At 59.7% G+C, this 25,931-nt stretch carries 20 protein-coding genes; 7 read left to right on the top strand and 13 right to left on the bottom strand.

All coding sequences use genetic code 11. The annotated features are described in order from the left end of the window. Positions 1 to 113: 113 nt before the first annotated feature. Positions 114 to 1,331, top strand: a complete 1,218-nt coding sequence (locus N7578_RS09015; RefSeq protein WP_311109932.1) for an MFS transporter — start codon at positions 114 to 116, stop codon at positions 1,329 to 1,331. A gap of 46 nt (positions 1,332 to 1,377) precedes the next feature. Here N7578_RS09015 and N7578_RS09020 read toward each other — a convergent pair whose 3' ends face one another. The 5 genes from N7578_RS09020 to ytfQ form a co-directional block, all read right to left on the bottom strand. Next, positions 1,378 to 2,112, bottom strand: coding sequence for a FadR/GntR family transcriptional regulator (locus N7578_RS09020; protein WP_311109933.1), 735 nt, complete (start codon positions 2,110 to 2,112; stop codon positions 1,378 to 1,380). Positions 2,113 to 2,131: 19 nt separating this feature from the next. Continuing rightward, positions 2,132 to 3,112: a galactofuranose ABC transporter, permease protein YjfF gene (yjfF, locus tag N7578_RS09025; RefSeq protein ID WP_311109934.1), complete on the bottom strand. Its 981-nt coding sequence runs from the start codon at positions 3,110 to 3,112 to the stop codon at positions 2,132 to 2,134. Beyond that, complete coding sequence (locus tag N7578_RS09030) at positions 3,109 to 4,164, bottom strand: ABC transporter permease (RefSeq protein ID WP_311109935.1); 1,056 nt, start codon at positions 4,162 to 4,164, stop codon at positions 3,109 to 3,111. The genes yjfF and N7578_RS09030 overlap by 4 nt, the downstream gene beginning before the upstream one ends. Further along, on the bottom strand, positions 4,164 to 5,687 hold the full coding sequence (locus N7578_RS09035; protein WP_311109936.1) for a sugar ABC transporter ATP-binding protein: 1,524 nt from the start codon (positions 5,685 to 5,687) through the stop codon (positions 4,164 to 4,166). Before N7578_RS09035 ends, N7578_RS09030 begins: the two co-directional genes overlap by 1 nt. A gap of 237 nt (positions 5,688 to 5,924) precedes the next feature. Next, on the bottom strand, positions 5,925 to 6,884 hold the full coding sequence (gene ytfQ / locus N7578_RS09040) for a galactofuranose ABC transporter, galactofuranose-binding protein YtfQ (protein WP_311109937.1): 960 nt from the start codon (positions 6,882 to 6,884) through the stop codon (positions 5,925 to 5,927). Between the two features lie 521 nt (positions 6,885 to 7,405). Here ytfQ and N7578_RS09045 point away from each other — a divergent pair. Continuing rightward, positions 7,406 to 9,217: an IlvD/Edd family dehydratase gene (locus N7578_RS09045; protein WP_311109938.1), complete on the top strand. Its 1,812-nt coding sequence runs from the start codon at positions 7,406 to 7,408 to the stop codon at positions 9,215 to 9,217. A gap of 194 nt (positions 9,218 to 9,411) precedes the next feature. On the opposite strand, the gene N7578_RS09050 is transcribed toward N7578_RS09045, so the two are convergent. The 7 genes from N7578_RS09050 to N7578_RS09080 form a co-directional block, all read right to left on the bottom strand. Continuing rightward, positions 9,412 to 9,600, bottom strand: coding sequence for a hypothetical protein (locus tag N7578_RS09050; protein WP_311109939.1), 189 nt, complete (start codon positions 9,598 to 9,600; stop codon positions 9,412 to 9,414). A gap of 180 nt (positions 9,601 to 9,780) precedes the next feature. Further along, on the bottom strand, positions 9,781 to 10,875 hold the full coding sequence (locus N7578_RS09055; RefSeq protein ID WP_311109940.1) for an aminotransferase class V-fold PLP-dependent enzyme: 1,095 nt from the start codon (positions 10,873 to 10,875) through the stop codon (positions 9,781 to 9,783). 11 nt (positions 10,876 to 10,886) lie between these two features. Further along, positions 10,887 to 11,660 (bottom strand): ATP-binding cassette domain-containing protein, encoded by a 774-nt coding sequence (locus tag N7578_RS09060; protein ID WP_311109941.1) that lies wholly within the window; start codon positions 11,658 to 11,660, stop codon positions 10,887 to 10,889. After that, positions 11,657 to 12,463 carry an ABC transporter ATP-binding protein gene (locus N7578_RS09065; RefSeq protein ID WP_311109942.1) on the bottom strand — a complete coding sequence of 269 codons (807 nt, stop codon included), beginning with the start codon at positions 12,461 to 12,463 and terminating at the stop codon, positions 11,657 to 11,659. Before N7578_RS09065 ends, N7578_RS09060 begins: the two co-directional genes overlap by 4 nt. Beyond that, complete coding sequence (locus N7578_RS09070; RefSeq protein ID WP_311109943.1) at positions 12,460 to 13,305, bottom strand: ABC transporter permease; 846 nt, start codon at positions 13,303 to 13,305, stop codon at positions 12,460 to 12,462. The genes N7578_RS09065 and N7578_RS09070 overlap by 4 nt, the downstream gene beginning before the upstream one ends. Next, positions 13,302 to 14,291, bottom strand: a complete 990-nt coding sequence (locus N7578_RS09075) for an ABC transporter permease (RefSeq protein WP_311109944.1) — start codon at positions 14,289 to 14,291, stop codon at positions 13,302 to 13,304. The genes N7578_RS09070 and N7578_RS09075 overlap by 4 nt, the downstream gene beginning before the upstream one ends. Positions 14,292 to 14,301: 10 nt before the next feature. After that, positions 14,302 to 15,909 carry an ABC transporter substrate-binding protein gene (locus tag N7578_RS09080; protein ID WP_311109945.1) on the bottom strand — a complete coding sequence of 536 codons (1,608 nt, stop codon included), beginning with the start codon at positions 15,907 to 15,909 and terminating at the stop codon, positions 14,302 to 14,304. A gap of 321 nt (positions 15,910 to 16,230) precedes the next feature. On the opposite strand from N7578_RS09080, the gene N7578_RS09085 reads away from it, so the two are divergent. The 3 genes from N7578_RS09085 (at position 16,231) to N7578_RS09095 (ending at position 21,446) form a co-directional block, all read left to right on the top strand. Then, positions 16,231 to 17,409 carry an aminotransferase gene (locus N7578_RS09085; protein ID WP_311109946.1) on the top strand — a complete coding sequence of 393 codons (1,179 nt, stop codon included), beginning with the start codon at positions 16,231 to 16,233 and terminating at the stop codon, positions 17,407 to 17,409. A gap of 405 nt (positions 17,410 to 17,814) precedes the next feature. Beyond that, positions 17,815 to 20,268 (top strand): DNA translocase FtsK, encoded by a 2,454-nt coding sequence (locus N7578_RS09090; protein WP_422646694.1) that lies wholly within the window; start codon positions 17,815 to 17,817, stop codon positions 20,266 to 20,268. Between the two features lie 101 nt (positions 20,269 to 20,369). Beyond that, positions 20,370 to 21,446, top strand: coding sequence for an Ldh family oxidoreductase (locus N7578_RS09095; RefSeq protein WP_311109948.1), 1,077 nt, complete (start codon positions 20,370 to 20,372; stop codon positions 21,444 to 21,446). Positions 21,447 to 21,457: 11 nt separating this feature from the next. Here the strand turns inward: N7578_RS09095 and N7578_RS09100 are convergent, their stop codons facing one another. Beyond that, on the bottom strand, positions 21,458 to 23,452 hold the full coding sequence (locus N7578_RS09100) for a GGDEF domain-containing protein (protein WP_311109949.1): 1,995 nt from the start codon (positions 23,450 to 23,452) through the stop codon (positions 21,458 to 21,460). A 283-nt stretch (positions 23,453 to 23,735) separates the two neighbouring features. Here N7578_RS09100 and N7578_RS09105 point away from each other — a divergent pair, with 283 nt between their 5' ends. Both N7578_RS09105 and N7578_RS09110 read left to right on the top strand, forming a co-directional pair. Next, positions 23,736 to 24,815: a class I SAM-dependent methyltransferase gene (locus tag N7578_RS09105; RefSeq protein ID WP_422646695.1), complete on the top strand. Its 1,080-nt coding sequence runs from the start codon at positions 23,736 to 23,738 to the stop codon at positions 24,813 to 24,815. Positions 24,816 to 24,993: 178 nt separating this feature from the next. Next, entirely contained in the window at positions 24,994 to 25,809 is an 816-nt protein-coding gene (locus tag N7578_RS09110; RefSeq protein ID WP_311109950.1) for a bifunctional allantoicase/(S)-ureidoglycine aminohydrolase, read from the top strand. Positions 25,810 to 25,931: the final 122 nt, after the last annotated feature.

Below are 25,931 nucleotides of genomic sequence, written 5' to 3' on the forward strand. Positions count from 1 at the left end.
CCCTGGTTCGGCGGAAATGACCTCCCGATGATCCCGCCGTTCCCTTTTCACTGTTTCAACGCGCTTCCACAAAGGACGCCCGCGATGTTTCGCGGCGCGTGTCAGGAGATTTCATGAACGACCGGACGATCAACGAACTTGAATATGTGCCGCGGCCCCGCGAGCCGGATGCAAAATGGGCGGCCGTCTTTTCGCTTTCCCTGGGGGTTTTCGGATTGGTCACGGCGGAATTCCTGCCCGTCAGCCTTCTGACGCCCGTTTCCCTCGATCTTGGCATCAGTTCCGGTGTCGCCGGGCAGTCCATCACGGTCACGGCGCTGGTCGCGGCCGTTGCCGGTCCCGCTGTGGTTATCGGCACGCGCAACATTGATCGGCGCTGGACGCTGCTCGGCCTGACGATGCTTCTGGTCATTTCCAGCATTCTTGCTGCCGTCGCAAACGGGCTTGTCATGCTTTTGACGTCGCGGTTCCTGCTTGGCATCGGCCTTGGCGGCTTCTGGGCTATGGCGGGGGCACTGGCATTGCGGCTGGTGCCTCTCGACAAGCTGCCGCGAGCAATGTCGATCATTTTCACCGGCGTTTCAGTCGCTACTGTTTGCGCGGCACCCGTCGGCGCATGGATCGGCGCAACCCTAGGCTGGCGCGCTGCCTTCGTCGTGGCCGCCGTACTTGGCGTCATGGCGCTCGTCGCACAATTGTTGACGGTTCCGGCGCTGCCGCCTGCAGGTGCGCCGGGCCTCGCCACCATGTTCCGCCTGTTGCAGCGGCCGCAGCTTCGCATCGGTCTCCTGACGACGCTGCTGGTTGTCTCTGGTCAGTTCGCCGGGTTCACCTATGTCCGCCCGTTTCTGGAGGATGTGCCGCAGTTCGGCGTCGAGGCGATTTCATTCGTACTGCTGGCATATGGTATCGGTGGTTTCTTCGGCACGATCTTCGGCGGTTTTCTTGCCGAGCGTAACACCGCTTGGGCGGTGACGATCGCAGCAACGATGATTGCTGCGGCTGCCTCCGTTCTGGTGCTTGCCGGTGCATCGCCGGTCGTTTCCAGTGTCGCGATTGCTTTCTGGGGATTTGCCTTCGGTGCACTGCCGGTCAGCATCCAGAGCTACGTAACCCGTGTTGCATCGGATGAAGCGGAAAGTGCCGGTGCGCTGATGCTCACGACGTTCCAGATCGCGATTTCAAGCGGTGCCGTCCTCGGTGGTCTGCTGATCGATCTGCATGGTGCGACGATGGTTTTTGTTTTCGTCAGTGTCGCAACCTTGCTTGGTGCTTCGCTCATGGCGTCCCGTCGCGGTGTGGTGCCGCAGGCCGAGGCATCGGGCGTATAGCGCTCTCTCCAAACAAAAGGCCCGCATTCGTGCGGGCCTTTGCGTTTCATGCCATGTCGATGGCTTTTTGGGTGCGATCCTTGCCGACCTCGATCACATGCCGCATCGCCTTGACGGCGGCGTCAGGATCGCGTGCGGCGATCGCATGCACGATGCGCAGATGATTGGAAGCGATTTCCGCTATGGTTTCCGGCGAGGATGCGGGCGAGGAAAGCGTGAACGAAATGGCCAGAGCCGCCTCAATCAGGCCGCTTGCGGAGCGCATGAACGGATTGCCGGACATGTGGGCGACGGCAAGATGGAACTCCAGATCGACTTTCGCAATGCTTTCCGGCGTATGCTGCGTATTATCGAATTTCGCGGCGATCACATAAAGGGACAGGATGTCGTCGTTGGTGGCCTGTAACGCGGCGGCCGCTGCCGCTGCAGGTTCCAGTGCGAGGCGGATTTCTGCCAGATGATTGATGAATTCCTGATCGATGCCGGCATCGCAGCGCCAGCCGAGAACGTCGGGATCGAAGAAGTTCCAGCTCGAACGGTCAAGCACGCGGGTTCCGACTTTTGCCTTGGGTTCCACCAGCCGTTTGGCGGCCAGGGTTTTCATGGTTTCGCGCAGCACGGTCCGCGAGACGCCGAAACGCATCGACAGTTCGGCGTCGTTGGGCAACAGGGAGCCTTCCGCAATCTTGCCTGAAACGATCGCGCTGCCGAGTTCGGCCACCACATGCGCGTGGCTGTTACGGCGCTTTCGTCCGCTTATCGTCGTTTCCAGCAGCCCCAAATCACGTCTCCGTTGCGTCTCAGGCCGGATGTGGCCCGGCCAGTCTCCTGTTTGAATACCAGATGATTGCGCGCTGCAACACGATGAACACGAAAAGCAGGATTCCGATGACGATTTTCGTCCACCAGGAAGACAACGTGCCGTCAAAAACGATGTAGGTCTGGATAAGCCCCTGAATGAGCAACCCGACAAAGGTGCCCGCCACCAGCCCGGTGCCCCCGGTCAGCAGCGTTCCGCCGATGACGACGGCCGCGATGGCGTCGAGTTCCACGCCGACCGTCGCCAGTGAATAACCGGAGGAGGTGTAGAGTGTGTAGACGATGCCTGACAGGCCGGAAAGAAAGCCGGACAGCGCATAGATGCCGATTGTCGTCGGACCGATCGGAACGCCCATCAGTTCCGCAGATTGCGGATTGCCGCCGAGTGCATAGACGTTCGCGCCGAAGCGGGTGCGGCTGGCGATCAGCATGCCCGCCGCGAAGACCAGCAGCATCAGCATGGCAAGTGCCGTCAGACGCCCGCCGCCGGGAAAGCGGTAATAGAAACCCTGGATCGCATCGATGAAAGGGTGGGAGATCGGCACGGATTGCGTGGAAATCAGATAGGCCGCGCCGCGCGCCAGAAACATGCCTGCCAACGTCACGACGAAGGGCGGGATCGACAGGAAACGAATCATCGCGCCCATGAGGCAGCCGAACAGCGTCGAAACCACCAGCACGATGGCGAAGGCTGCGAGCGGGTGCACATTGTAGGTGCCGACCATCACCGCCACAAAGACGCTGGTGAAGGCGATAACCGAGCCGATGGACAGATCGATGCCGCCCGACAGGATGACGAACGTCATGCCCACTGCCGCTATGCCCAGAAAGGCGTTGTCCGTCAGAAGATTGCCGATCACGCGGGTCGACAGGATCGCCGGATACTGCAGCACGCACAGAAGATATGCGATGACGAAGATCGTCAGCGTGGTGAGGAAGGGAAGGTTGCGGCTGTGGATCATCGCGCGGCTCCTTCCTTGCCAATGCCGTTGGCGGCACGGGATGCCGTCTGCTGTGAGGGCTTCGGTTTCGGAGTTTTCAGGAACCCTGCGAGCGTGCCGATGGCTGGCGATTGCAATGTCAGGACGACGATGATGATGCCTGCCTTGATGATGAGGTTGAATTCCGGCGGGAAGCCGGACACCAGAATGCCGGTGTTGATGGTCTGGATGATGAGCGCGCCGATCAGTGAGGCCACAATCGAGAAGCGGCCGCCGTTCAGCGATGTGCCCCCGATCACCACCGCCAGAATGGCGTCCAGCTCCAGCCACAACCCGGCATTGTTGGCGTCCGCGCCACGAATGTCGGCGGTCACGATCATGCCTGCGATTGCGGCGCAGAGGCCGGAGATGGCATAGGCGAAAAACAGCAGGAAGCGTGCGCGTACCCCCGCAAGGGAGGCTGCGCGCCGGTTGATGCCGGTTGCCTCGATCAGGAAGCCAAGCGCCGTCTTGCGTACCAGCAGCCCGATCAGAAATGCGGCCGTCACCCAGATGATGACGGGCAGGGGAATGCCGGCAAAGGAACCGGAGCCGATGGCGGAAAAACCGTCATTGTTGAACGTCAGGATCACGCCTTCGGTGATGAGCTGTGCGATGCCGCGCCCCGCCACCATCAGGATGAGCGTGGCGATGATCGGTTGGATATCGAGGACGGCGACCAGCACGCCGTTCCAGATGCCGCAGGCGATGCCGACCGCGAGCGATATGGCGATGACGGAGGGAATGGAATGCCCGTTGCTGATCAGCGTCGCCGCCACCGCGCCGCAGATTGCGATCACCGCGCCGATGGAAAGGTCGATGCCGCGTGTCGCGATCACCAGCGTCATGCCGATCGTCAGCAGCGCGACGGGTGCTGCGCGCACCAGAATGTCGATCAGGCTGCCGTAGAGCCGTCCGTTCTGGAACGAGACATTGAGGAAGCCCGGCGAAATGGCGGTGATGGCTGCCAGGATGACGACCAGTGCGGCAATCTGGGGGGCAAGCCTTTTCAAGCGGTTCTTGATGCTGTTCATCAGGCCGCCTCCGTCCGTGCCGCGTCGGCAATGGCGCGCATGATATTGTCGGCTGTCACCTCGCCGCCCTGCAGTTCCCGTACATGGCGCCGGTCGGAGAGCACGACGACACGGTGGGCAATCGCAGTCAGCTCCTCCAGTTCGGATGATATGACCACCAGCGACATGCCTTCCGCACAGAGTTTCTCGATCATTTTCAGGATTTCCGCATGGGCACCGATATCGATGCCGCGTGTCGGTTCATCGAGGATCAGGAGCCTTGGATGGGTGGCGAGCCAGCGCGCCAGAATGGCTTTCTGCTGGTTGCCGCCGGACAGGAATTTGATCGGCCGCTCTGGGTCGGCGGGGCGAATGTCGAGCGACTGGATGAAGTCTTTTGCAAGTTCGGCCTTTTGCCGTCGCGAAAGTGGCCGCGCCCATCCCTGCCGTGCCTGAAGCGCCAGGGCTATATTGTCGGTTACGGACAGGTCGCCGATGATGCCATCGGTCTTGCGTTCTTCGGGACAGAAACCGAAGCCTGCTGCAATCGCCGCTTCCGGCGAGTTGAGTGTGACCGCGGCGCCGTCGATCACCGCCCTGCCGCTGTCGGGACGGTCGACCCCAAACAGCAGGAACGCTGTTTCCGTGCGGCCAGATCCAAGCAGGCCGGCAACGCCGACGATCTCGCCCGCACGGATATCCAGATCGAAGGGAGCGACGCTCCCGCGCTTGCCGTAACCCTCGAAACGGATCGGTGGTTCGCCTTCGACAACCGTCGCTTCGGTCGCCTCATGGTCGCGGGTGATGTGCTGAAGCTCGCGGCCCAGCATCATCGCGATCAGCTCGGCGCGCGGCAGCTTGCCGATTTCGCGCGTGCCCACCAGCCTGCCGTTTCGCAACACCGTCACGCGATCGGCGATGTCATAGACCTGATTGAGAAAATGGGTGATGATGACCGTGCCGATGCCCTGCTGTCGCAATGTCCTCAGCACCCCGAACAGCATTTCGACCTCATGAGCGTCAAGGCTGGCGGTCGGCTCGTCCAGCACCAGCACCTTGCCGGAAAGGTCGACGGCGCGGGCGATCGCGATGATCTGGCGGATGGCGACGGAGTAGCTTGCAAGCAGCGCATTCACATCGATGGAAAGGCCGTAGCGGGCAAGCAGGTCTTGCGCCCGCTTCTGCATTTCGCGGCGGTCTATCATGCCGAAGCGGCGCGGCTGGCGGCCAAGAAAGAGGTTTTCCGCCACCGTCAGATTTTCCAGCAGGTTTACTTCCTGATAGACGGTGCCGATGCCGAGCGCCTGCGCCTCGCCGACATTGGCGGGCGATATTTCCTGACCTTCGAGAAAGATCGAACCGCTGTCGCGGTGATAGACGCCCGTCAGAATCTTGATGAGGGTCGATTTCCCCGCGCCGTTTTCTCCCAGAAGGGCGTGGATTTCACCGCGCTGGACCGAAAAATCAACGCCGTCGAGCGCCGTGATCCCGAGAAAGGATTTGCCGATAGCGCGTGCATCGATAAGTGGGGCCGGTTCGGACATGTCGCAGTTTCCGCATGAAGAAAGCCATGATGGAGCGGCGCGCCTAGGCGCCGTTCCTTGAATTGACGCCATTCCGTCCTCCGAACTCCGTGCCATCCTCGGGGATAACCCGAGGATGGCACCGTGTTCTCTGGATCATGGATCCTCGCCTCAAGGGGGAGGATGATTCAGGAGAGGTCAGCTGTCGCGGAGCGGGAGCGGGAGCGGATGATATGCCGCGTCCTCTGGAAGGGGGACTTAGTAACCCAGACCCTTCTTTGCCTCGTAGACCTTCATCGGGTCGTCGGATGCCGTGTAGAGCTTGGATTCAGTCTGAATCCATTTCTTCGGTTCCTTCTTGTCCTTCAGGTAGGCGTCCAGCGCATCAAATGCCGGGCCTGCCATGTCGGGCGTCAGTTCAACCGTCGCGTTGGCTTCGCCGTCCGCCATCGCCTTGAAGATATCCGGTACGGCATCGATGGACACGATCTTGATATCTGTTCCCGGCTTCAGGCCAGCTTCCTTGATCGCCTGGATGGCACCGACGGCCATGTCGTCGTTGTGGGCATAAACGGCACAGATGTCCTTGCCGCCGCCCTCGGCCTTGATGAAGCTTTCCATCACTTCCTTACCCTTGGTGCGGGTAAAGTCGCCGGTCTGCGACCGGGCGATCTTGATGTTCTTGTGCGCGGCGATTGCCTCCTCAAAGCCTTTCTTGCGGTTGATGGCAGGCGAAGAACCGGTCGTACCTTGCAGCTCCACCACCTTGCAATCCTTCGACCCTACGTCTTTCACCAACCAGTCGCCAGCGACCTTGCCTTCGTGGACCTGATCGGATGTGACAGCGGTGAGGTAGAGGTCGTCGGGTGCCTCGATCTGGCGGTCAAGCAGGATAACGGGAATGTTTTCTTCCTTGGCCTCCTTCAGGACGGCATCCCAGCCGGTGGCGACGACCGGCGCGATCAGGATCGCGTCAACACCCTGCGCGATGAAGCCGCGGACGGCCTTGATCTGGTTTTCCTGCTTCTGCTGCGCGTCGGCAAACTTCAGTGTAATGCCGCGCTTCTCGGCCTGTTGTTTGGTGACGGTGGTCTCGGCCGCACGCCATCCCGATTCCGAGCCGATCTGCGAAAAGCCGACGGTGAGCGATTGTGCGGAAACGCCGGATGCAAGGCATGCGGAAAGTGCGACAGTGACTGCCGCGATAGCTTTTCTCATCTTATCCTCCCAGAGATGATGTCAGCGTGACGGCGGCAGGATAAGCATATAGTAATATCTTTGAAAAGGGCTTTTTGAGGATCAGGACTTTTTTAGATGTCCTCTGCACTCTGATTCTCCTATATTAATTATAAGATTCAATGCATTGATGTTAAATTTTATTTTGCTTTGTTTGTGGGGCAGCAGCTGATTTCGCGTGTGGAATGTCCTTGACAGTGCGCATATGGTTTCAATAGTAATACAAATAATGGATGGGTGGAGATCGGCTTGCGGGCGAAAACGCTGCTGGCAGACTTGCCCATTTCGCGAATCTGGAAGCGGGTGGAGGAGTGTCCGTGGTGGTAAGCATCGAAAAATATTCGACTAAACGCGAAAGACGGCGCCATTTCCCTCGTCTGGACACGTTCTGTCGGTTATGCGTGGTCGCCGCGAGCTGATTCCACTTTTCCTCGCGCGCAACATAAGCTTGTCGCATTTCGTAATATTTTACCGTTGGCCACTTCAGGCTGGAGACCTGCATCATGACTACATCCGACAATCTACCCGCAACCAAGGGCAAGCTTCGCTCGCGCGCATGGTTCGATAATCCCGCCAACGCGGATATGACGGCGCTTTATCTGGAGCGCTACATGAACTTCGGCCTGAGCCAGGCCGAGCTGCAATCAGACCGTCCGATCATCGGCATTGCGCAGACCGGTTCCGACCTGTCGCCCTGCAACCGTCATCACCTGGAGCTGGCGAACCGCCTGCGTGAAGGTATCCGCGAAGCTGGCGGTATCGCGATCGAATTCCCGGTTCATCCCATTCAGGAAACCGGCAAGCGTCCGACCGCGGGTCTTGATCGCAACCTTGCCTATCTTGGCCTCGTGGAAGTGCTTTACGGCTATCCGCTCGATGGCGTCGTTCTGACCATCGGCTGCGACAAGACTACGCCTGCCTGTCTTATGGCGGCGGCCACCGTCAACATTCCATCCATCGCGCTGTCCGTCGGCCCGATGCTGAACGGTTGGTTCCGTGGCGAGCGCACCGGTTCCGGCACCATCGTTTGGAAAGCCCGCGAACTGCTGGCGAAGGGCGAAATCGACTATCAGGGCTTCGTCAAGCTCGTTGCGTCCTCCGCACCGTCCACCGGCTATTGCAACACCATGGGTACGGCGACGACCATGAACTCGCTGGCCGAAGCGCTCGGCATGCAGCTGCCCGGCTCGGCCGCTATTCCCGCACCGTACCGCGACCGCCAGGAAGTTTCCTATCTCACCGGTCTGCGCATCGTTGAAATGGTCAAGGAAGACCTCAAGCCTTCCGATATCATGACCAAGGATGCCTTCATCAACGCAATCCGCGTCAACTCGGCCATCGGCGGCTCCACCAACGCGCCGATCCACCTCAACGGCCTTGCGCGCCACGTCGGCGTCGAGCTGACAGTCGATGACTGGCAGACCTACGGTGAAGACGTTCCGTTGCTTGTGAACCTCCAGCCTGCCGGCGAATATCTCGGTGAAGACTACTATCACGCCGGTGGCGTGCCGGCCGTTGTCAACCAGCTGATGACCCAGGGGCTCATCATGGAAGACGCGATGACCGTCAACGGCAAGACCATTGGTGACAACTGCCGTGGTGCCATCATCGAGGACGAGAAGGTCATCCGTCCTTATGACCAGCCGCTCAAGGAGCGTGCCGGTTTCCGCGTTCTGCGTGGCAACCTGTTCTCCTCCGCCATCATGAAGACGAGTGTTATCTCGGAAGAGTTCCGCAACCGCTACCTCTCCAACCCGAACGATCCGGAAGCCTTCGAAGGCCGTGCCGTGGTGTTCGACGGCCCCGAGGACTACCATCACCGCATCGACGATCCGTCGCTGAACATCGATGCCAATACGATCCTGTTCATGCGCGGCGCAGGCCCGATCGGCTATCCGGGTGCGGCTGAAGTCGTCAACATGCGTGCGCCGGACTATCTTCTGAAGCAGGGTGTGTCTTCTCTGCCTTGCATCGGTGACGGCCGCCAGTCCGGTACATCGGGCAGCCCGTCCATCCTCAATGCCTCGCCGGAAGCGGCTGCGGGCGGCGGTCTGGCCATTCTGCGGACCGGCGACCGCGTTCGCATCGATGTCGGTCGCGGCAAGGCGGATATCCTGATTTCTGGCGAGGAGCTTGCCAGCCGTTACGCTGCGCTGTCGGCTGAGGGTGGCTACAAGTTCCCGGATCACCAGACGCCTTGGCAGGAAATCCAGCGCGGCATCGTCAGCCAGATGGAAACCGGTGCGGTTCTCGAGCCTGCCGTCAAGTACCAGCGTATCGCCCAGACCAAGGGGTTGCCGCGCGACAACCACTAAGACATATCCGGTAGATGAAACGTTTGTTGCCTTGCCTCATTCCTGTGCCTGTCACAGGAATGAGCGCGGAGCAGGCACTACCGGAAGTCTTTGCGTTGTGTGCGACAAGGTCGCTTTGTTCTAAACAGTGTCCAACAAACAAAAACCCGGCTGGATCGCTCCAGCCGGGTTTTTGTTTTCCGACGATGAGAAATTCAGATCACGGGATAAAGCGACCAGAAGAACAATTCGTATTCCTGATCGCGGTCGTGCTGATCGGAATCGTCATCTTGCTTGGGAGATTTGGGTGTATGGAATTCCGTCTCGACCCGATCGGTCTGGATGGGCGTTCTGCGGCCAATGCCGAAGAGGTCAAATGAGAGCATGTTAAATCCTGCTACCATGGCCAATTCCCTTTTATCACGTTGTTTAACGTTACGTTAAGTTTCGCGTTTTGCCATGATTTCGTCAAGATTGACCAGAGGATTTGTCTACTATTTTGAACAACAACCTGTGAGGCGTCATTTCCCGAAGGTGTCATTTTTTGAAATGTTCGTCTTTTCCCCTGAATACAGGGGGGATTTTCAACGATTATAGACGGATTCGACCGCAGCCAGTGCCCCTTTCCTGTCAACCGTCCGCCCGAGGTCTTGAAGTCCGGTTGCAATGGCAGTGACGTTGGCCTTAACCGCGCCCGCGTTCGCCCGTCTGCCCGTATGATTGAGGCGTATCAGGCGCTCGGCGCCCGGACCGACGCCGCCGGTGATATCCGCGCCGGGGGCCGCCGCGGCATTCAGGAAGCTGCCCGTATCCACTCCCTCGGGCAGGATCGCTGTCGTGACCAGCACGGAGCCGTCTGAAGCCTCCACCCAGACCGGAACACCGAGTGCTTCGATGCCGGCGCGGGTGGCCTCCGCCGCCTGCCCATGACGCCGGTTTGCAGCGGTGAGGCCTTCTGCCTCCACGCGGTCGAGCGCTGCTTCGAGCGCGAAGAACTCCAGGGGCGCCGGTGTTCCGGGAAGCGCGCCTCGGCCGCGATCCAGCCAGAGCTTTTTCTGGTCGAGCAGGGACAGCATCGAGTTTTCCGGTGCTGCGTCGTGGTTGATGAGGTTCCAGGCCTTGTCGCTGACGGAGATCGCAGATACGCCGGCTGGACCGGCCAGCGCCTTCTGCGGGCCGATGACCGCGATATCGATGCCCTCCCTGTCGACTTCGACCGCATGTCCGCCGATGGACGCGACCGCATCGACGATGGTGAGGATACCCTTGCGTTTTGCCAATGCAGCGATCTCCGGCAGAGGATTGAGAATGCCGCTGGCCGATTCCGCATGTACGATCGCCAGAATATCGAAACCGGCTTCGTCCAATGCCTGTTTCACCTCGTCGAATGCGATAGGCTTGGCGGGTTTAGCTGTCAGGTTGCGAACCTCTGCCCCTCCGCGTGCCAGCCATTCGCCGAACCATGTGCCATAGGGGCTTGTGACGATGTTGAGCGCTTTCAGGCCCGGCCTTGCAAGACTGGTGGCGACGGCTTCCAGCGCCAGAACCGCTTCCGCCTGTATCAGCAGCACGTCATTTTTCGTGCCGAGCAGCGCGGCCAGTCTGTCGGCCAGAAGGGCGTAACGCTCAGGCGGAAAGGCGGGCAGGTCGAGGAGCGATGAATAGTCCGGGCCGGGCATGTGGCTTGTCCTTACGTGGTCATGAAAAGTCGCGGCGCCGCGTGGATCAACGCCCTTGCTGCCGAAGATTGCGGCGTTGCGATGATCTTGCCGGTGTCGCCGATTTCGACGATCCGCCCTGCTTCCATGATCGCGACGCGGTGGCAGATGGCATTGATGACGGCAAGATCGTGGGAAACGAACAGGCAGGCCACAGCAGTGTCCTTCTGTATCTCGACCAGTAGTTCGAGGATCTGCCTGCGAACCGAAACGTCGAGCGCGGACACGGCCTCGTCCAGAATGAGAAGCGACGGGCGGAGTGAGAGGGCGCGGGCAATCGCCACGCGTTGTCTTTGGCCGCCGGAAAGCGCAAACACCGAACGATCTGCATCAACCTCTGGCAGGCCCACCCGGTCCAGAAGACGGTGAATTTCCGCCCGACGCTGGCTTTTCGGCACGATACCATGAATTCGCAACGGCTCCCCGATGGCGCTCGCCACCGTTGCAAGCGGATTGAAGGCGCCATGCGTGTCCTGAAACACCATCTGCATGCGTGGCCGCGCTTCCCGCAGCGCCTTGCCTTCCAGCGACAGCCAGTCGCGTTTCTCGAAACGGATGAGGCCTTCATCCGCAGAGATCAGTCGCATGAGAACGCGTGCTAGCGTTGACTTACCACAGCCGGAAGGACCAGCGAGCCCCAGCGTTTCACCGGGCTGAAGCGAAAAGGTGATCTCCGACAGTGCATCGACCGTACGCGAAGCGCTGCGGTAGGTCTTCGTCAGTCCCTCGACGGAAAGAAGGTTCATGCCGCACCTCTGCTGATGAGTGGCGGTGTGGAAAGGTCGATGTAATCGGCAAGCAGCGAACCGGTGTAGTCATGCGTCGGGGCGGTCAGTACATCCTTTGCCACGCCGCTTTCCACCAGCTTGCCCCTGTGCAGCACGGCGATGTCGTCCGCAAGGCTGGACGCAAGGCCGATGTCGTGGGTGATAAAGATCAGCGTGCGGCTGCCGTCGCTCACCAGACTGTCCAGCAGCGCGACAATGGCCGACTGGCTGACCGTATCGAGCGCGCTGGTCGCCTCGTCGGCAATCAGGATCGACGGTTCCGCGGCAATCGCGGCGGCGGTCGCCACGCGCTGACGTTGCCCGCCGGATAGCTGGTGAGGATAGGCTTCGAGCAGATGCGAGGGGTGCGTCAGATGCACGCGCTCCAGCAGTTCACGGGCTCTCACGGCTGCAGTTTTCCACGGCAGCCCGAGATGCCGCACGGCGCCTTCGGCCACCTGTTCGCCGATGGTGAGAACAGGGTTCAAAGCTGCACCAGGATCCTGAAAGACATAACCGATATCGCGCCCGGCCTGGGGCGGGCTGGTGAGATTGCCCGTCGCTCTCTTCCAGACGATCTCGCCGGAAACCGTCGCGTGTTCCGGAAGCAATCCGGCGATCGCGCGGGCGAGCGTCGATTTTCCCGAACCGCTCTCGCCGATGATCGCCAGCTTTCTCCCCCGGCGGATCGTAAGATCGATATCCTGCAATGCCGGTTCGCGACCACGGCCATAGGTGACACCAAGACGCTCGAGCTGGCAAAGGAGGGCGGATCCGGTCATGACCCGTCCGCCTGTTTTGCGGGTGCCCGGTTGCCAAGTGCGGTGTTGATGCCTTCGCCGAGCAGATAGACGCCAAGGACGGTGACCAGCAGGCCGATGCCGGGAATGACGGAAAGGAAAGCGGCGGACCGCAACACGTTTCTGCCTTCGGCGATCATCGAGCCCCATGTGACGATGTTGGGATCACCAAGGCCAAGGAAGGAGAGGGCTGCTTCTGTGAGGATTGCCGCCGCGACGATGATGGCCGCCAGTGCCAGCACCGGCGGCAGGGCGTTCGGTAGAATTTGCCGAAACGCGATTTCAAGCGGATGCATGCCGATGGCGCGGGCCGATTGTACATAGTCCCGCTCGCGGATAGAGAGCACCTGCGCACGCATCAGCCTTGCGGGATCCGCCCATGCACCAAGGGCAATCGCGAAGATCACGACCGGCATCGAGGCGCCGATGGTGCTGACGAAGGCGAGAGCCAGAAGGAAGCTCGGCACGATCTGGAAGGCGTCCGTCACTCGCATCAGGCTTTCGTCGACGAGACCGCCCGCAAATCCCGCAATGGTGCCGATGACGGTGCCGATGATGAGTGCGGCGATGGCCGCGCCGAGGCCCACGAGCAGCGAAGCCTGCGCACCGTGGGCAAGTTCGGCGATCACGTTGCGGCCCAGCCGGTCGGTACCGAGCGGAAACGCCGGATCGGTAAAGGGGGCAACGAGCGGCGCACCAGCTATGGAGAGCGGGTCACCGGGATACAGCAATGGTGCGGCAATCGCGATGATCGCCAGCAAAGAAAGGATCGATGCGCCCGCAGCGCCTTCCGGTGTTTGCAAAAGGCGGAAAAGAAAGCTCATGCTTTCTGCTCCCCGCTGCCGATGCGCGGATCGAGCGCTGACTGGACGAGATCGACGGCCAGATTGATCATGATGACGAAAACCGCGCTCACCAGAATGATGCCCATCAGAAGCGGTGTGTCGCGGCCGCTCACGGCCTCCTGTGCCAGCCGCCCGAAGCCGGGAATGGCAAACACGCTTTCGATGACGACGCTGCCGCCGAGCATGGTGGCGGATTGCAGGCCAAGTACGGTGATGAGCGGCAGCGCGGCGTTGCGCGCCACATGGCGAAGCACGATTCTTGCCTTTGACAGTCCCTTCGAGCGGGCGAACAACACGAAATCCAGCGGCCAGATCGCTGCCATGGCGGTGCGCATGACGCGCAGGAAAAGCGCGAGATAGATCAGACCGAGGCTCGCGACTGGCAGCACCAGATGTTTTGCGATATCTAGCACCCGCGCCAGTCCTTCCTTTCCGGATGCAATGGTTTCGATACCTGCGGTCGGCAGCCAGCGAAGCTGCACGGCGAAAACGATGGCCAGCACAAGGCCAAGCCAGAAACCTGGCGTCGCATAAAGCGCCAGCGACAGTGCCGAAAGCAGGCGGTCCCAGAGGCTGCCGGGGCGTGCGCCAGCCACGATGCCGAGCGCGGTTCCGATGACGAAAGAAAGCACGGTGGCGCTCACCATCAGGAGCAGGGTGTTCGGCAGCCGCTCCAGAATGAGGTCAAGCACGGGACGGTCGAAAGCGATGGACCAGCCGAGATCGAGCCGCAGGACCGAACTGATGTATAGCCAGAAACGGGCGAATACCGAACCGTCGAGGCCATATTGCTCGCGAAGCGTGTCGCGCAGGCCCGCATCGCCGCCGCCGATCGATACCAGATAGGCGTCCACCGCGTCACCGGATGCGTTTTCCATTAGCACGAAGGTGAAGACCAGAACGATCAGCAGCACCGGGATGGCGCTGATCGCCCTGCGTCTCAACAGCAGTATTGCCCGTGTCACGACCGCTGTCTCATGCGCTGACAGTCGTATCCGCCCAGTTGGAAACGGCCCAGCGCGGATTGCTGGCGACGTTATGCACGCTGTCGCGCGCCACGGTTATGAAGCCCCATTCGGCGACGTTGATGAGCGGCAGATGGGCGGTGACCTGTTTCTGGAAGTCCTTGTAGAGCTCCGTTCTCGCGGCCGTGTCCACCGTTTCCGCCGCCTTGTCGATCAGCGCGTCCAGCGCCTTGTTCTCGTACCCGCCCTGATTGGAGAAGCCCACGCCCGCCGGAATGCTGGAGCGCACGAGAATGGTGGTGGAAATGGCCGGATCTCCTCGGAAAACCGGCGGCGCAACGGCCAGATCGAACGTGTGGTCGGTATAGACCGCCTTCTGGTGCGCGGCCGCATCGTTGTTCACCAGTTCGGCGTCTATGCCGATCTGTTGCAGCGCCTGCCGCAGATAGGTGCCGAACTGTTTCGTTTCATTGAAGTACGGTGCTGGCAGCAGCTTCAGCGCAAACCGTGTGCCGCTGGCGCCACGCGGATATCCGGCCTCGTCCAGCAGGGCGTTCGCCTTGGCGACATCGAAATCGTAGGCCGTAACGTCACCGGTGTAGAACTCAGGAGCATTTTTCGGCACCGGACCGGTGGAAGCCGTAGCGTAACCGAGGAAGATCGTGTCGATGACGAACTTCCTGTCGATGGCGTGGGCGATGGCCTGACGGACCTTGAGGTTGGCCAGCTCCTTTCGGCGATGGTTGATTTCCACGACGAGCTGATAGGTCAATGCTTCGTAGCCTTCGGCGATCACCTTGATTCCGGGAACCTTGGATATGCGCGCAAGATCGGAAAGCGGTACGGCGGAGAAGGCGGCAAGCTGGATCTCCTCGGCCTCAAGCGCCGAGGCGGCCGCGGCTCTGTCAGGCAGAACCTTGTAGATGATGTCGTCGAGATTTGGCTGGTTCTTGCCCCAGTAGCTCGGATTGCGCGTCAGACGGTAATATTCGCCGGGCTTATGCTCGGCAAATACGAATGGACCGGTGCCGATCGGTTTGGTGTTCGCGGGGTTGGTGGCGATATCCGTGCCTTCATAAATGTGCTTTGGAACGACGCTGGTGACGACCGGCATCGCGTTGCGGATCAGCTGGAATGGCGTCGGCTTCGAGAAGCGAAAGATTGCCGTATGATCGTCCGGTGTGTCGACGGTCTGAAGATTGGCAAAGACCAATCGTCCCAGGTTCTGCAGCGGTTTCCAGACGGAAAGCGCCGAAAACGCCACGTCCGCGGAGGTGAATGGTTTGCCGTCATGCCATGTCACGCCTTCGCGCAGCTTGAAAGTGGCACTTAGGCCGTCATCCGATCCGGTCCACTCGGTCGCAAGGCGTGGTTCCAGTCCGTTGTCGCCGGTGAAGGATGCTTCGGCCAGCGGTTCCACCACCTTGCTGGAAATGTAGAACACGCCGTTCGAGGCGGCGATGGCCGGGTTGAGGTTCTTCGGCTCGGAATCGGCGGCCACGATCAGCCGTCCGCCGCTGGCTTGCTGTGCCACCGCGATGCCGGAAAGCCCGGTCGATGCCGCAAGAGCCAGCGATGTCTTGAGAAGCGAGCGGCGGGAAATGGTGACAGGCGACATGAAATTCACTCCGGAATGAGGGCTGGCCGGATGCGTCCTTTGCACCTTGCTGCCAGCGTGATCTTATGACTGCGATGTCAGCAGTGTCCATGTTAAATCTTTGGCTTTACAGCAATGAAATTACACGGCCGGATTGTTTGCCGAAACAATATCCTCTTCTCACCCACCGGTCCGGAAAAGAGGGGATAGCCATCCGTTGCCACATGGCGCGGGCGAGGATATATGCGGCTTACCATTGCATGTGCGGGGCACCATGTCGGTCGTCCGCTCCCGCCGAAACCCGTTCACGTCCTCTCTACCGAGAATAGCCAAGAGAACAAGATGTCTGCCGTTTTCAATCCGCTCGTCGCGTCTATCCTTCCGCCCCCCGTTCCTTCCGTCTTTGCCTGGGCGCGTGCGTATGACGGCGCGAAGGGGCCGGCAATCGATCTTTCGCAGGCGGTTCCGGGTTATGCGCCGCACGGTGATATTCTGCGCTGGCTTTCGGAAGCATCCGGTTCGCTCGATTATACCGGCTACGGCCCGATCGAAGGCGAGACGGTCCTGAGGGATGCCTACGCTGCCCATGTCGCCGCGATCTACGGCGTCGGGCTGGGGGCGCGCAACATTCACATCACCTCCGGCTGCAATCAGGCGTTCATGTGCGCGGCTATGGCCGTTGCCGGAGCGGGCGATACCGTGGCGCTGACCAATCCCTTCTATTTCAATCAGGACACGACGCTCGAAATGCTCGGCATAAAGCGTGTTCTGGTCGGTTGTTCGGCCGAGAATGGCTTCCTGCCAAAGATCGAGGACGTCGACGCCGTGCTTGCCGGGGGCGTGAAGGCGCTGGCTATTGTCACGCCCAACAATCCGACCGGGGCGGTTTATCCGGCACAACTGCTGGCCGACATCTTCAATGCCTGCCGCAAGCACGGTGCGTGGCTCATTCTCGATGAAACCTACCGCGATTTCCTGCCGCCGGGTGCCGAGAGGCCGCATGATCTGATGAAGATCGATGGGTGGGAAGACAATCTCATCATGCTTTACAGCTTCTCGAAGTCCTATTGCATTCCTGGTCATCGCCTTGGCGCAATAACGGCCGGAGCTAAAACACTTTCCGAGATCACCAAGATCATGGACAACCTCCAGATCTGCGCGCCGCGTGCGCCACAGGCAGCTGTCGCCAAGGCTATCCCTGCGCTTGTCGAATGGCGCAAAGTCAACCGGCTGGAAATCGCAGCCCGCGCCGATGCGCTCCGTCGCGTCATGCGCGATCTGCCGCAATGGCAGCTTGCCTCGGCCGGTGCCTATTTCGCCTTCGTCCGTCACCCGTTCGAGGGCGTTCCTTCCGCCGTGGTGGCAGAAAAGATGGCGCGGATCTACGGTGTCGTCTGCCTGCCGGGAAGCTATTTTGGCGCGGGGCAAGACGGCTTCCTGCGCTTTGCTTTTGCCAATGCCGGGGCGAAAACGATCGAAGGGCTGTCCGCCCGGCTCTCCGGCTTTTCCATGGCGGATTGACCGGCTTCGAAAAGCGGTTGTCTGCCGTGATGTCACGGGTTTTATTTTATATATTTCAAGCGCTTGGATTTACTTCCTGGCGCTTTTTTCATGCGCGTTCGGCTGTGGATCGATGAAAAATCACCTCGCAAATGGCCGCTTGGAAAGGGCTGGTTAACCTTTATTTTTTATTTCAGAGAGACTGAAATATGTACGTTTATGATGAGTGTGCAGGCTGCCATGAGCTTCTCCCGATCCAATTTCCCGAATTCCGGCGCCAGCGCAGGGGAGGGGGGGGTAACCCCTCATTCCACTTCCCGCGAGGATAACAGACAGGCCGGTCCTACGGGTGCTGAGCATCTTGCCAATGTCTCCCGTCCCCATGCGGATGTTGTTGCCGCTGACGCCATAGAAGGGCGTTCGGAAATGCCCGGCTGGCAGAATGCCTTCGTGCTGGGCCCAAACGTGCGCTTCACCCGCACGCCGCAGAGCGTGTTTTCGAGCCGCGGTTCTGCAAGCCCACAGGTCGGTGAAGACGATAAGGCCGTTGTCGATGCGGTCGAAACTGTCGAGCCTGTCGTGGTTGAGCAGGCGTCCGCCGAGGTCGCGCCGGTACAGGGGCCGGTCAGGCCTGTCTTCAAACGGGCCGAACCGCGTGTCCCGCAGCCGCCGCGTATTCCAGTGCTGCCACAGCCGCCGCACGCCCAGGGTGCGCGTGCTCTGACCTACAAGCTGCGCCGTGAACTTGCCCTAAAGCAGCAGGCGGAACAGGCCGCGATGGCCCAGAATGCCGTTGCTGATCCCGTCGTCGCGCCGGTCGCTCCCGAAGCCGTGCAGGTTGTGGAAGCTAAGAGTGCAGAGGCTTCTGTCGCGCCTCAGACGTCTATTCCCGCATTTGCGGCAAACCTGCCCGACACTCTTTTCTGGGAGGTCATGACGCTGGACTTGCCGGGGGAGTCGGTCCTGCCTGTGCAGGCGATGCAGATTGCCGCCGCGCCTGTGGTGGTTCCTCCGGTCCCGGTTGTCCGCCTTTCCGCTGAGCCTCCGGTCGTCAATGTGCCGGGCGGCTCGGCGATCCGTCTCTATCGCGAGATCGGTGTGCGCCAGACGGCGGCGCCGGTACCTGTTGAAACCGTCGCACCGGCGATCTGCGAGCCGGAGGTTGCGCCTGTTGTTACCGAAATTCCTGCCGCTCAGCCGCAGGAGCCGGTGCAGCAGCAGGTCCAAGCCCAAGCACAGCCACACCCACAGCCAGAACCGCGTTTCGCTGTCCGTGCGCCCATTCAGGCATCGCAACCGATGTTCCGCGAAGCTCCTGTCTTTGCCGATGGCGAATACGAATATCCTTCCATCGAACTGTTGCAGGAAGCACAGGTTCAGCAAACGACGACCATGACGCCGGAAGCGCTGGAACAGAGCGCCGGGCTGTTGGAAAGCGTTCTGGAAGATTTCGGCATCAAGGGTGAGATCATCGATGTGCGCCCCGGCCCGGTCGTGACGCTCTACGAATTTGAACCGGCCCCCGGTGTCAAATCCTCGCGCGTCATCGGTCTGTCCGACGATATCGCCCGGTCTATGTCGGCGTTGTCCGCCCGCGTCGCCGTCGTGCCCGGCCGCAATGTCATCGGCATCGAGCTTCCCAACCCGGTGCGCGAGACCGTCTATCTGCGCGAACTGATCGAATCGGGTGACTATAGCGAAACCCGTCAGAAGCTCGCGCTTTGCCTTGGCAAGACCATCGGCGGCGAGCCGGTGATTGCAGAGCTTGCCAAGATGCCGCATCTGCTCGTTGCGGGTACGACCGGCTCCGGCAAGTCCGTTGCCATCAACACCATGATCCTGTCGCTGCTCTACCGTCTGAAACCGGAAGAATGCCGTCTCATCATGGTTGACCCCAAGATGCTGGAGCTTTCCGTCTATGATGGAATTCCGCACCTTCTGACCCCGGTCGTTACCGATCCGAAGAAGGCGGTCATGGCGTTGAAATGGGCCGTGCGCGAGATGGAAGACCGTTATCGCAAGATGTCGCGTCTCGGTGTCCGCAATATCGACGGTTACAATGCCCGTGCCGCAACGGCCCGCGCCAAGGGTGAAACCGTGTTCTGCAACGTTCAGACCGGCTTCGACCGCGCTACCGGCGAGGCGGTTTACGAGCAGGAGGAAATGGACCTCACCGCGATGCCTTACATCGTCGTGATCGTCGACGAGATGGCCGACCTGATGATGGTTGCGGGCAAGGAGATTGAAGGTGCGATCCAGCGTCTGGCGCAGATGGCGCGAGCAGCGGGCATCCACCTCATCATGGCGACCCAGCGTCCTTCCGTCGACGTCATTACCGGCACGATCAAGGCCAACTTCCCGACGCGCATCTCCTTCCAGGTCACCTCGAAGATCGACAGCCGAACCATTCTTGGCGAGCAGGGTGCGGAGCATCTCCTCGGTCAGGGCGACATGCTGCACATGATGGGTGGTGGCCGTATCGCCCGCGTCCACGGTCCCTTCGTGTCGGATGAGGAAGTGGAAAAGGTTGTCGCGCATCTGAAGACACAGGGACGTCCGGAGTATCTCGGCACCGTCACTGAAGATGCCGACGAGGCCGACGACGAGGCCGACGAGGATACGGCCGTCTTCGACAAGACGTCCATGGCCGAGGACGACGCCGACGACCTCTACGAAAAGGCGGTCAAGGTGGTCATGCGCGACAAGAAGTGCTCGACCTCCTATATCCAGCGCCGCCTTTCCATCGGCTATAACCGTGCGGCATCGCTGGTGGAGCGCATGGAGCAGGAGGGCATCGTCGGACCGGCGAACCATGTCGGTAAGCGCTCCATCATCGCGGGTGAGCGCGACGCCTATGACGGCATGGCAAGCGACAGCTGACTGTTGCCCCATGCCGTGGCTCCGGGCGCGATAAGCGGTTGCAAAATCGCGCCCGTCGAATAGCGTGAAGCGCATGTCTGAGGAATCGGGAGGAGCTTTTCATGCAGCACGCGACGGAACCGGCAACGACGCTTTCAAAACTGGCAGAACTGGATCGCTTTTGCCGATCGGTTCTGCTTGCTGCCGGAGTCGACGCCGAAACCTCCGATGCAGCGACACGCGCCATGATGCATGGCACCCGTCTTGGCGTGGATAGCCACGGTGTCCGTCTGCTGGCGCATTACATGACCGCGTTCGAGGGCGGGCGTCTCAACCGGACGCCGCAGATAAGGCGGGTTTCCGGTTTCGGTGCGGTTGAAACCCTCGATGCCGATCATGCGCACGGTGCGCGTGCCACCTACGCCGCCATGGAAAACGCTGTGGGTCTCGCCGGGCAATTCGGTATTGGCGCTGTCGCCATCCAGAACTCTTCGCATTTCGGTCCGGCTGGCGCCTATGCGCTGGAAGCGGCCCGGCAGGGCTATATCGGCCTCGCCTTTTGCAATTCCGACAGCTTCGTGCGCCTTCATGACGGCGCGATGCGTTTTCATGGTACGAACCCCATCGCGGTTGGCGTGCCGACGCCTGATGGCATGCCATGGCTGCTCGACATGGCGACCAGCGCGGTGCCCTATAACCGTGTTCTGCTCTATCGCAGCCTTGGCACGGCGTTGCCCCAAGGCGTCGCGTCGGATGCTGAAGGCGTCGATACCCGTGACGCCAATGCGGCGGAAATGCTTGCGCCGCTTGGAGGCGAATTCGGTTTCAAGGGAGCTGCCCTTGCCGGGATGGTCGAGATTTTCAGTGCGGTCCTGACCGGCATGAAGCTGAGCTTCGATCTTTCCCCGATGCCCGGCCCGGATTTCTCCAAACCGCGCGGTCTGGGCGCCTTCGTCATCGCGATCAAGCCGGAGGCTTTTGTCGAGCGTCAGGTCTTCGATGAAGGGATGAAGCGTTATCTCGAGGTGCTGCGGGAATCTCCGGCGCGTGAGGACTGCAAGGTCATGGCCCCGGGTGACCGGGAATGGAGCATTGCGGCCCGGCGTGAAAGGGAAGGCGCGCCCGTCGATCCCGTGACGCGCAACGCCTTTGCGGAGCTTGCTGCAAGGTTCTCGGTAGACGCGCCTGCCTATCGTTGATTGCAATATTGTCAGGCGGGCCTGACGAGCGGCGCTGGCCTTGAATAAAGGCGTCGTTCCGCGCGGAACTGTTCCAGAGGTTCCGGACGGCCGATGAAGTAGCCCTGCGCATAGTCGATGGAGAGTGCGCGGGTGAGAGCGAGCTGTTCTCTGGTTTCGACACCTTCGATCAGGATCTTGTGGCCGCGATTGCGGATGAGCCGGATCATGTCCTGGAGCATCGCCCGGCCGCGTGAAGTTTCACTGTCGTGCAGGAAGGATCTGTCGATTTTCACGGTGTCGAAATCGGTGATACGCAGCCATGAAAGACCTGCAAAGCCGGTTCCGAAATCATCAAGCCAGATATTGATGCCAAGCGTCTTGAGATCGCTGATACAGCGAAGCACGTCCGAATGCATCTCCATCTCCAGCCCTTCCGTGATTTCGAAGGCCAGACGTGAGCCGGAAATGCCTGCCTCGACCAGAATGGCGGCAACGGAAGTGGCAAAACCGGGGTTCTTGAGTTGTAGCGGCGAGACGTTGACGCTTACGACCTTCAGGCTGTCATCGGTCAAGATCTGCCGGCAGACTGTCTTTATCGTCCACAGGCCCAGATCCATGATGATTCCGGTCCGTTCCGCGATCGGGATGAAGACGCCGGGTGATATTGGTGTTCCGTCGAGCAGGCGAAGCCGCATAAGCGCCTCGGCGCTTTCGATCTCATTCGTCCGCATGTTCTGGATCGGCTGATAGACCAGAGAAACCAGATTTTCGGCGATGGCAATCTTGAGAAGCGCCGCGATGTTTTCCGTTTCGTCGCTGGTTTGCGGATCGTTGGGATCGAACAGCTTCATGCAGTTGCGACCATTGGCCTTCGCAATGTAGAGGGCGCGGTCGGCCTCGTTGATGACCCGCTCCAGCTTTCCATCCGCATTCTGGCGGGTAAAGGAGACGCCGACGCTGACTGTCACGACGAAAGTGCCGTCGCGACGTTGTTCATGCGCCAGAGACAGGTGTTCCACCGTGTGGCGAATGACTTCCGCAAGCTCACCGACGAGTTCTCTGGATTCGAACGGCGCGAGCACGATGAACTCCTCGCCGCCGTAGCGACCGATCGAGGCGCCGAAATCGGCGATCGCGTCCTGCAACGCGTTGGCAACGGTTATCAGGCAGCGATCGCCTTCCTGATGTCCATAGCAGTCATTGTATTTCTTGAAGAAATCGACGTCGATCAGGAGAACGGCGAAACCTTCTCCCTTCTTTGTCCAGTTGCCCCATAGCTGGCGCAGGCGCTGGTCCACGGCGCGGCGGTTTTCCAGGCCGGTCAGCGAGTCGGTATGTGACAGGCGCAGCAAGGCGCGGCCCCGTTCCTCCGCCGCGTTCTGCTGGGCCTTGGCTTCCTGCGCGTTGAGGAAGACATGGTAGCGCTCGCGGTTCAGGTTCCAGTTCACATAAGACGTGAAGATGAAGCAGGAAATATAGAAGGTGCCGAATGCCACCTTGTAGAAGATATCTTCCGGAAACAGCGTCAGCGCCAGAAAATAGGTGAAGAGGATGATGCCGGAGGATATCAGCGAAAGATAGAATCGGAAGCTGAAAAACAGGTTAGCGCCCATCATGAAGATGGCACCAAAAACCATGTAGTAGGACATGTTTTCGGTATATTCGGTCAAAAGCGCCGGAACCAGCCAGCATATGTAGCCCATGACTAGGGCCGTCGCGCAGGTGAGATCGAGCGCTGAGGTCTTTGACTGACGTCGGAGTTGTATCTCCAGTGTGCATAGGGATGCTACACCGACAAGAAGTCGGGAAATCAGGGTGTAGATGGTGACGTCGGGTATGAGAATAGCGTCGGTGAAGGCAAAAAGGATATAGACGATGACGGCGGTCCAGAGGCCCTGACGGATGGAGCCACGGCGAGTCTGTGCGCCTTCTTGCTGGTATAGTGCAAGAAGTTCGTCGTAAAGCTGCCCATCAACCTGTTGATGGCTCTGAAACCCGGTCGCATCTCCGTAATTGTGCTTCATGCACGATCCCATGTTGTTGTGTAGACTTCTGGGCTGACGCCTGTTTGCTCCACTTTTCCGTGTGTTTTATTTGGCGTCGTGAATGCCTTGCGGATCCTCCCATGGGTGCCGGCAAGCAGGGACCGGCAAAGGCAACATACGGCTGCCCCATTAAGTTTTGCTAAATTTAGTCTGTCCTTTTTTCACTGTTTCGACTGTGGCCGAAAAGGCACGATCGGGACCAAACGAATCCCTACTATGTGCAAAAGTTGAAAGCGAGTGGCGTTTGTTGTCCCAGAAACGTATGGTTAACAATGCGTTAACGCTGGAGGCTCATGTGAAGCAGGTAAAGCAAAAACATCTGGACGGCCAAAGTCTCATTACTCCTGATACTGTCGCAAAAGAGATTTTCTCGAGAAAAACAGAATCTTTTGACGAGCAGTTTGCTGTCGCAAAAGCAGAAATTGCCGTCATTCTTGAATTGGCACAGCAGCAATTTGAAAACGGTCTTCCTGCGAAGGAGATAATACATTTCACTGCCGGCGCCTTGCATGGATTGCGTAACAAAATCCACTCAAGCGTGTGGGCCGAGTTGATCGGCGTTGTGCAGAATCATGCCGTATCCGATTACTTTCTCGAAGATCCCTTCACGCGCTGGTCGTTTGAAAAGCCGCGCGGATATTCGGGCGATGCCCAGCTGCTGGATTTCATCTATGGCCACGACAGCATTGCCGGCCTTGTCCGCAATGCAACGCCGCTGGGAGCGGCGCTTTATGACTACACCAAGGATGCAAGTTCTTCGGTCGCCGTTCGCGAGCGTCGCGATCTCCTGACGCGCTTCGTGGATGAAGCTGCGGACCGGCATGGAGGCGATGCGGAAATTCTTACCATCGCGTCCGGGCATCTGCGCGAGGCGAACAATTCGGTTGCCTTGAAGGAGCGGCGGATCAAGCGTTGGGTGGCGCTGGATCAGGATCCCTTGAGCGTCGGGGCGGTGATGCGCGATTTCCAGGGGACCTGCATCGAGGCTATTGATGGTTCCGTGCGCGATATCGTCCTGCGTTCGCAGGAGCTCGGATCGTTCGACCTCGTTTATGCTGCGGGTTTGTACGACTATCTGAACGACAAGGTTGCCATAAAGCTGACGAAACGCTGCATGGAAATGCTGAAGCCCGGTGGCATGTTCCTCTTCGCCAACTTCTCAGAGGATATCGTCGTCGACGGTTACATGGAAACCTTCATGAACTGGGCGCTGCTGCTGCGTTCGAAGGCCGACATGTGGCGGATCATCAATGAAAGCGCCGATCCGTCGACAATCGAGGCTGACGTGTTCTTTGGCGAGAACCACAACATCGTTTACGGTACGATGCGCAAGAAGGCGTGATTTAAGCGGAATGACAGCAATATTGCCGGGCGAGGGGGAGCGCCCGCATTGTCTTCCCAGGTATTTGCGGATTGCCGTGCTGTGGTGGGATACACGGCGGCATCATAAAATATTTGCTTAAAAATCTCGCTGCCCATAAGGGTTTGCGACAATATTTTAGGGGAATGGAACTACAGAAATGAAACGATACTATTCGGATATGGGCGGCCTGCCGGGCCAGACGGAACTACTTTCGAGCAAGGCTGTCTTCAAGACCGCATACGCGGTCATTCCGAAAACCGTGATGTCCGACATCGTCACCAGCGTTCTGCCGCACTGGACCGGGACGCGCGCATGGATCATCGCGCGACCGATGACGGGTTTCTCCGAGACGTTTGCCCAATATATCGTCGAGGTCGCGCCGGGTGGCGGCAGCGACCGTCCTGAGCCTGATGCGCGAGCCGAGGCTGCCATTTTTGTCGTCGATGGCGATATGACGATTGATTTTGACGGATCGGCCCATGCGCTTCGCGCAGGCTCTTTCGCATTTCTGCCAGCCGGTTCCAGCTGGAAGCTGCACAACACCGGAAATGTTGCAGTGAAGTTTCATTGGGTGCGCAAGGCGTTCCAGGTGGTCGAGGGACTTGAACCTCCTCCGGCGATCTTTACGCACGAGGATGAGCAAAGCATGTCGCCGATGCCGGACACGGACGGCAAATGGGCAACGACGCGCTTCATCGATCCTGCCGATGACCGTTATGACATGCACCTCAACATCGTTACTCTGGAGCCTGGTGCGACCATTCCGTTCATGGAAACGCACGTTATGGAGCATGGTCTTTATGTGCTGGAAGGCAAGGCCGTCTACCGTCTGAATGAAGACTGGGTGGAAGTGCAGGCGGGTGATTTCATGTGGCTGCGCGCCTACTGCCCGCAGGCCTGCTATGCTGGCGGACCGGGCCGGTTCCGCTATCTGCTTTACAAGGACGTAAATCGTCACGTCAAACTCTGGTGATGGGTTTCCAGGTCATCCCGCCGATTAAGCGCTTGCGTTAAATCGAGAATGACTAATAAATCCTATTGATGTGACGCAGTGAGTTGCCGCTTTCGTGGGCGCCGGATTTTTCCGGCGACTCT

Source organism: Agrobacterium tumefaciens, assembly GCF_031801495.1.
GTDB lineage: Bacteria > Pseudomonadota > Alphaproteobacteria > Rhizobiales > Rhizobiaceae > Agrobacterium > Agrobacterium tumefaciens_K.

Excerpts from the sequence above, each read along its gene's own strand:
- N7578_RS09015 (WP_311109932.1), top strand. The coding sequence starts at position 114 with ATGAACGACCGGACGATCAACGAACTTGAATATGTGCCGCGGCCCCGC.
- yjfF (WP_311109934.1), bottom strand. The coding sequence starts at position 3,112 with ATGATCCACAGCCGCAACCTTCCCTTCCTCACCACGCTGACGATCTTC.
- N7578_RS09030 (WP_311109935.1), bottom strand. The coding sequence starts at position 4,164 with ATGAACAGCATCAAGAACCGCTTGAAAAGGCTTGCCCCCCAGATTGCC.
- N7578_RS09035 (WP_311109936.1), bottom strand. The coding sequence starts at position 5,687 with ATGTCCGAACCGGCCCCACTTATCGATGCACGCGCTATCGGCAAATCC.
- ytfQ (WP_311109937.1), bottom strand. The coding sequence starts at position 6,884 with ATGAGAAAAGCTATCGCGGCAGTCACTGTCGCACTTTCCGCATGCCTT.
- N7578_RS09045 (WP_311109938.1), top strand. The coding sequence starts at position 7,406 with ATGACTACATCCGACAATCTACCCGCAACCAAGGGCAAGCTTCGCTCG.
- N7578_RS09050 (WP_311109939.1), bottom strand. The coding sequence starts at position 9,600 with ATGGTAGCAGGATTTAACATGCTCTCATTTGACCTCTTCGGCATTGGC.
- N7578_RS09055 (WP_311109940.1), bottom strand. The coding sequence starts at position 10,875 with ATGCCCGGCCCGGACTATTCATCGCTCCTCGACCTGCCCGCCTTTCCG.
- N7578_RS09060 (WP_311109941.1), bottom strand. The coding sequence starts at position 11,660 with ATGAACCTTCTTTCCGTCGAGGGACTGACGAAGACCTACCGCAGCGCT.
- N7578_RS09065 (WP_311109942.1), bottom strand. The coding sequence starts at position 12,463 with ATGACCGGATCCGCCCTCCTTTGCCAGCTCGAGCGTCTTGGTGTCACC.
- N7578_RS09070 (WP_311109943.1), bottom strand. The coding sequence starts at position 13,305 with ATGAGCTTTCTTTTCCGCCTTTTGCAAACACCGGAAGGCGCTGCGGGC.
- N7578_RS09080 (WP_311109945.1), bottom strand. The coding sequence starts at position 15,909 with ATGTCGCCTGTCACCATTTCCCGCCGCTCGCTTCTCAAGACATCGCTG.
- N7578_RS09085 (WP_311109946.1), top strand. The coding sequence starts at position 16,231 with ATGTCTGCCGTTTTCAATCCGCTCGTCGCGTCTATCCTTCCGCCCCCC.
- N7578_RS09090 (WP_422646694.1), top strand. The coding sequence starts at position 17,815 with ATGCCCGGCTGGCAGAATGCCTTCGTGCTGGGCCCAAACGTGCGCTTC.
- N7578_RS09095 (WP_311109948.1), top strand. The coding sequence starts at position 20,370 with ATGCAGCACGCGACGGAACCGGCAACGACGCTTTCAAAACTGGCAGAA.
- N7578_RS09100 (WP_311109949.1), bottom strand. The coding sequence starts at position 23,452 with ATGAAGCACAATTACGGAGATGCGACCGGGTTTCAGAGCCATCAACAG.
- N7578_RS09105 (WP_422646695.1), top strand. The coding sequence starts at position 23,736 with ATGGTTAACAATGCGTTAACGCTGGAGGCTCATGTGAAGCAGGTAAAG.
- N7578_RS09110 (WP_311109950.1), top strand. The coding sequence starts at position 24,994 with ATGAAACGATACTATTCGGATATGGGCGGCCTGCCGGGCCAGACGGAA.